Source organism: Nostoc sp. NZL, from assembly GCF_015714705.1.
GTDB classification, from domain to species: domain Bacteria; phylum Cyanobacteriota; class Cyanobacteriia; order Cyanobacteriales; family Nostocaceae; genus Nostoc; species Nostoc foliaceum_A.
Genome location: NZ_WBKL01000077.1, coordinates 1 through 5,604, shown reverse-complemented (window position 1 = coordinate 5,604; position 5,604 = coordinate 1). Strand labels below are relative to the sequence as shown.

The 5,604-nt window shown below is 45.5% G+C and carries 5 protein-coding genes; 4 read left to right on the top strand and 1 reads right to left on the bottom strand.

Features of this window, described 5'->3' with window-relative positions; genetic code table 11:
* Nucleotides 1-57: 57 nt before the first annotated feature.
* Complete coding sequence (locus tag F8R90_RS11150) at nt 58-1,035, top strand: SDR family NAD(P)-dependent oxidoreductase (protein ID WP_196510791.1); 978 nt, start codon at nt 58-60, stop codon at nt 1,033-1,035.
* A gap of 199 nt (nt 1,036-1,234) precedes the next feature.
* Here the strand turns inward: F8R90_RS11150 and F8R90_RS11145 are convergent, their stop codons facing one another.
* Nucleotides 1,235-2,485: an MFS transporter gene (locus tag F8R90_RS11145; protein WP_196510790.1), complete on the bottom strand. Its 1,251-nt coding sequence runs from the start codon at nt 2,483-2,485 to the stop codon at nt 1,235-1,237.
* Nucleotides 2,486-2,997: 512 nt separating this feature from the next.
* Here F8R90_RS11145 and F8R90_RS11140 point away from each other — a divergent pair.
* The 3 genes from F8R90_RS11140 to F8R90_RS11130 form a co-directional block, all read left to right on the top strand.
* The gene (locus tag F8R90_RS11140; protein WP_196510789.1) at nt 2,998-4,590 is read left to right on the top strand and encodes an alkaline phosphatase D family protein; all 1,593 of its coding nucleotides are present in this window, start codon (nt 2,998-3,000) and stop codon (nt 4,588-4,590) included.
* A 199-nt stretch (nt 4,591-4,789) separates the two neighbouring features.
* Entirely contained in the window at nt 4,790-4,984 is a 195-nt protein-coding gene (locus F8R90_RS11135) for a hypothetical protein (protein WP_196510788.1), read from the top strand.
* A gap of 308 nt (nt 4,985-5,292) precedes the next feature.
* A partial coding sequence (locus F8R90_RS11130; protein ID WP_196510787.1) for a PhoD-like phosphatase N-terminal domain-containing protein occupies nt 5,293-5,604 on the top strand: 312 nt, incomplete at its 3' end.

The window sequence follows — 5,604 nt, the reverse complement described above, 5'->3', positions numbered from 1 at the left end:
GGGGGCAGGGGGAATAAGAGGGCAGGGGGAATAAGAGGGCAGAGAAAAGGGATTATTATGAGACATCTTGAGGGTAGAGTGGCATTGGTAACAGGTGCTACACGGGGGATTGGTAGGGGAATTGCTATTGGCTTGGGTGAGGTTGGGGCAACTGTATATGTTACCGGGCGCAGCCTCAACAACTCTTCCAGTGATGCGGTTTCAGGGAGTCTCAGTGAAACCCAATCAGCCATAGAGGAATTCGGTGGCGTGTGCATTCCCGTTCAAGTAGACCACAGCGACGATGAGCAGGTGCGTTTACTATTTGAGCGTATCCAAGATGAGCAGGATGGACAACTCGATTTATTGGTGAATAATGCTTACTCAGGAGTTCAGGCATTAAAAGACGCTTATGGGCAGCCCTTTTGGGATTGTGAACCAAGTCTTTGGGATGCTAGCAATAACGTTGGTCTTCGTAGCCACTATGTTGCGAGTGTTTTTGCTGCCCGAATGATGACCAAGCGGAACTCTGGACTAATTTGCACCATTTCCTCGTGGGGTAGTATGTCTTATATATTTAATACAGCATACGGTGCTGGGAAAGCAGCTTGCGATCGCCTAGCAGCTGATATGGCTGTTGAGTTAAAACCCCATAATGTCGCTTCTGTTTCAATTTGGCCAGGTATTGTTGGTACTGAGCTTTTTTCCCGTTTTGCTTCTGAAATGAATCAAACCAATGATCCTGAAAAGAATAACTCATTTCTTAGCGATCGCTACAATTGGGAAACTCCCTTATTAACTGGACGGGTGATTGCTGCACTTTCTGGTGAATCAAATATCATGCGCCATACCGGACGTGTGCAGATTGTTGCTGAACTAGCTAGTAAATATGGAATTGTCGATGAAAATGGCGATTGTCCTGCATCTCTACGCTCTTTGCGTTTTGTGCTACCAGCTGCATTACCTGTACTGAGAAATTACTCATGGCTCATACCCGATATTAAAGTGCCGTGGTCACTGCTGCTACTGAATGCCCTTAGTTCGCCTAAAATTTAATTAGCATCGGGCAGGAATACTCATTATTGACACTCTCAGGTCTAAATCTCTCAGCTTCCCGTATCGCATGTATTTCTAAGCTGTTACGCATTTAACTTGAACATTAAGGCTGTTAACTGTTAACTGTTAACTGATAACCGTTAACCGTCAACAGTTAACGACCGTAAAGAGTGTTTATACAATTTAGGAGCGCATCAGCTTATGAGCGCAGTTGAGATGGGACTTCCCGCCAAAAGAGTGGAATTGCTATCAAACCAGAAATTAACTGAATGCCAGCAAAAATAGCCAGAGTTATGGCAAACCCAAAGTGCAGTAACTCTCCAAAAATAAGGCTACCAACACCAAATCCAGTGAATAGGGTAAACACTTTGAGTCCCATCGTTTGACCTAAATTATTGCCATCCCCCAAGTCAGTCACAATACCCACAAACAAAGGTTGCGTCAGGTCGTATCCCAAAGATAAGAATAGAACCGCTATCGTCGTGATATATGCGGGAATATCGAAAATCATCACAAGACCAGCTAAGGCCGCCATCACTAGTCCTAACGGAACTAGCCAACGTCTTCCCCAACGATCAACAGATTGACCAATTAGGGAACTTAACAGTAATCCAGGTATGCCGTAGCCGAGAATAGTCAAACCAATGCTCAAGGCATCCATGTTGTAACGTTGTGATAAATACAACCCTAACCAAGTATATACACCAGAGTGATAAATCCCGTTCCACAAAACATAAGCATAAGTTCGTTGTCCGCGAAAAGTAATTAATATCTGGCTGTATCCTCTAAATATCTCACGAACACTAGGTAATTTTTCAATACTGGGTGTATCGAATAGAGCGCCGTAAAGATGAAGCCGCCAAAGTACAAAAGCAGCAAGAACAGCCGTACCGATAAATAGCCATCTCCAACCCAAAAACGGTTCAAGAATTGCCCCACCCGCAGAACCTGCGGCCATGCCTCCTTCCATCGCTGCAAACACCAGCCCTAGCTTGCTACCTCGTTGCTCAAAAGGAAATAAATCACCAATCAATGCAAATGTGAGTGGAATAACGCCACTGGCTCCAAGTCCAGTCAGCAGTCGCCAAGCCGCCATTTGCGAAGCTGTCTGAGCCGTTGCGGTCAAAGCTGTACAAATTACAAAAATTGCCAGCGAGATGCGAATTACAGGCCATCGTCCGAATCGATCTGATAGCACACCGTAGAATAATGCCATCAGTGCGTAAGATAACATGTAGGCTGGAACGATAAATCCAATTTCCTGAACTGGAACGTTAAACACTTCAGCCAAACGTGGAATCAGGGGAGCGATCATATATCCCTGAAGAAAAATTAAACCGGCTGCGATCGCAAGTAACGCAAACAGGCGTTGATGTTGCTTGAAACGAATTGTGCGATCAGCTGCTTCAGCATGAGGTAGATGCTCAATATGCTTTTTGCGGTTGGGCATGGATATCTAAATCTCCTAATTCACTTTCCGCCCTAAAGGTCTGGACACTAAAAATTCACAAAAGTCAAAGTTTCATGACAATTATGTTAGCATTAATTACTTTCGCCTCAAAATTGTTCTGACTCAGGACTACTTGTTGATCAGGTGCAAGCTGTTTCCGAAACAAGTTCAACAATCAGTCTGTTAATTTTGGGAATTATAGGAGCATTTTCTACACTCAAACATAGCCATAGCCAAAAATCGCGCTATTAATTCAGATTAAATAATTAATACCATTTGACGAAAAATCTGATGCAGATGTAACCCCTGAAAGCTTTGCTGCATCTAAGTTTTTTAATTAAGTTAGCGGAGCGGGGCGTTAGCCCATTGCGTTAGCGAAGCGGGGCGTTAGCCCATTGCGAATTGGTATAAGGTTGCGTTGGAATAATCAATGCTTAACCTGACTGCAAAGAGGCATTAAAGTTGCGCTGTTACACTCTGCTGTGATTTAAACGCGATAATCAGGGGAGTATATGCAAAACTTGAACTTTGAGCGCTTGCTATCAAGTCGCCTGAGACGGCGACAAGTGTTGATTGGGACTGGAGCCTTAACTGGTTTTGCGATCGCTAATCAATTCTCTAACAAAGTTCTCGCCCAGCCCCGATTCTCTAATTATCCCTTTAGTTTGGGTGTTGCTTCCGGTGAACCACTTCCAGATAATGTAGTACTGTGGACGCGTTTAGCCCCCGATCCGCTCAATGGTGGTGGGATGCCACAATATAATGTTCCAGTGCAGTGGCAGGTTGCTACCGACGAAAAGATGCGGCAAGTTGTCCGTAGTGGCGCACAGATGGCTACTCCAGAATTTGGACACTCTGTTCATGTAGAAGTGCAAGGATTAAAACCTGCACGATGGTACTGGTATCAGTTTAGGGTGGGCAATGAAGTTAGCCCAATCGGGCGGACTCGCACTGCTCCTAACCCGCGTGATCGCGTTGAGCGCTTCCGCTTTGCCTTCGCTTCCTGTCAAAACTGGCAAAGTGGTTATTATGCCGCCTACAAAAATATGGCTCAAGAGGATTTGGACTTAGTGGTTCATCTCGGTGATTATATTTATGAAGGCGCACCGAGTACAACTGCGCTGCGATCGCACGATGGCAATGGTGAACCATTTACCTTGCAGGAGTACCGTAACCGCCACGCTCTGTACAAGACTGATCCACACCTACAAGCAACTCATGCTGCATTTCCTTGGCTAGTCACTTGGGACGACCACGAAGTTGACAATAATTGGGCCGACGAAATTCCTCAAGACCCCGAACTACAATCACGTTCGGTGTTCCTTGCCCGTCGTGCTGCTGCTTTTCAGGCATACTACGAACACATGCCGCTGCGGGACTTCTCAAAGCCTAGAGGTCTTGATTTGCAGCTCTACCGACGGTTGACTTTTGGCGATCTTGTTGAATTCAATGTCTTAGATACCCGCCAGTACCGTACCAATCAACCCTGTGGTGACGGGCGTAAGCCGCGATGCGCTGAAGCTACTGACCCAACTGCTACCATGACTGGTTCGGAGCAAGAGCGGTGGCTGTTTGAGGGACTAAATCGCTCTGGCGCACGCTGGAACGTCATTGCCCAACAGACTATCATGGCTCAGTTTGACTACAATACTGGAGCTGAAAAAGTCTTTAACCTTGACCAGTGGGACGGTTATGTTGCCTCTCGCAATCGCATTCTCGGTTTCATCCAGCAACGCCGCCCCTCAAACCCCGTAGTCATTACTGGTGACTGGCATTCTAGCTGGGTTAATGACCTGAAGGCTAACTTTGACGACCCCAACTCACAAACAGTAGCAACTGAGTTTGTTGGTACTTCGATCAGTTCAAGTTGTCCCTGGACATTCGACGTAGAAGCAGCATTGCCACAGAACCCGTGGGTAAAATATTTCAATGGGAGACTGCGCGGTTATGTTCGCTGCGATCTCAACCGCGAACGCTGGCGTACTGACTACCGACTGCTGCCTCAGTCTCAACCTACCGGAATTGCAGTGTCTGATCCAAATGCACCTGTCATTACAGCGGCTTCCTTCGAGTTGCCAAATCAGGGAGTTGTAGCGCAAGTCTAGTAGGTATCAAGCCGAGATGTTTGTAATTTCCTGCAATATGAGTTTAAAAAGCTTGATTTTCCGTTGTAAATAGAGGCTTTTTTGACTCTGATGTAGCGAATTCTCAAAGGCAGACAGGATAAGGTTTTTCAGACCATCTTACAGGAAATCACAAGGATTTCGGCTCAATGCCAACTAGATTACACGATTAAGGAGCTTTTTGCTTACGCTTTATTGCGATCACTTACGGCGGGCGGGTACGCCATCGCACGTTTACTATGTATTTTCTAGTACATTACTAGCCAGTTGTGGCGTACCCCTGCGGGGAAGCAAGCTACGCGCAGCGTCTCCAAGAGTTGCGATGACCGAGCGCTGTGGGTTGGCTGCTGAGTTCTACAGCGTTGGGTCAACTTAGGACATTTAGCAAATTTATCTTTGAGAGGCAATTCAATCAGTCAGTTAAATGTAATTCAAAATTTCAATAGCTAAAAATGAATAATTTAAGTTATAAATTATCAGGTTTCACTACATATTTAACACTACCATTTTGGGAATTATAGGAGCATTTTCTGCGTTCAAAGATAGCCAAAAATCGCGCTATTAATTCAGATTAAATAACTAAGGTTGTGTTGGAATAATCAATGCTTAACCTGATTGCAAAGAGGCATTAAAGTTGCGCTGTTACACTCTGCTGTGATTTAAACGCGATAATCAGGGGAGTATATGCAAAACTTCAACTTCGAGCGCTTGCTATCAAGTCGCCTGAGACGACGACAAGTTTTGATTGGGACTGGAGCCTTAACTGGTTTTGCGATCGCTAATCAATTCTCTAACAAAGTTCTCGCCCAGCCCCGATTCTCTAATTATCCCTTTAGTTTGGGTGTTGCTTCCGGTGAACCACTTCCAGATAATGTAGTACTGTGGACGCGTTTAGCCCCCGATCCGCTCAATGGTGGTGGGATGCCACAATATAATGTTCCAGTGCAGTGGCAGGTTGCTACCGACGAAAAGATGCGGCAAGTTGTCCGTAGTGGC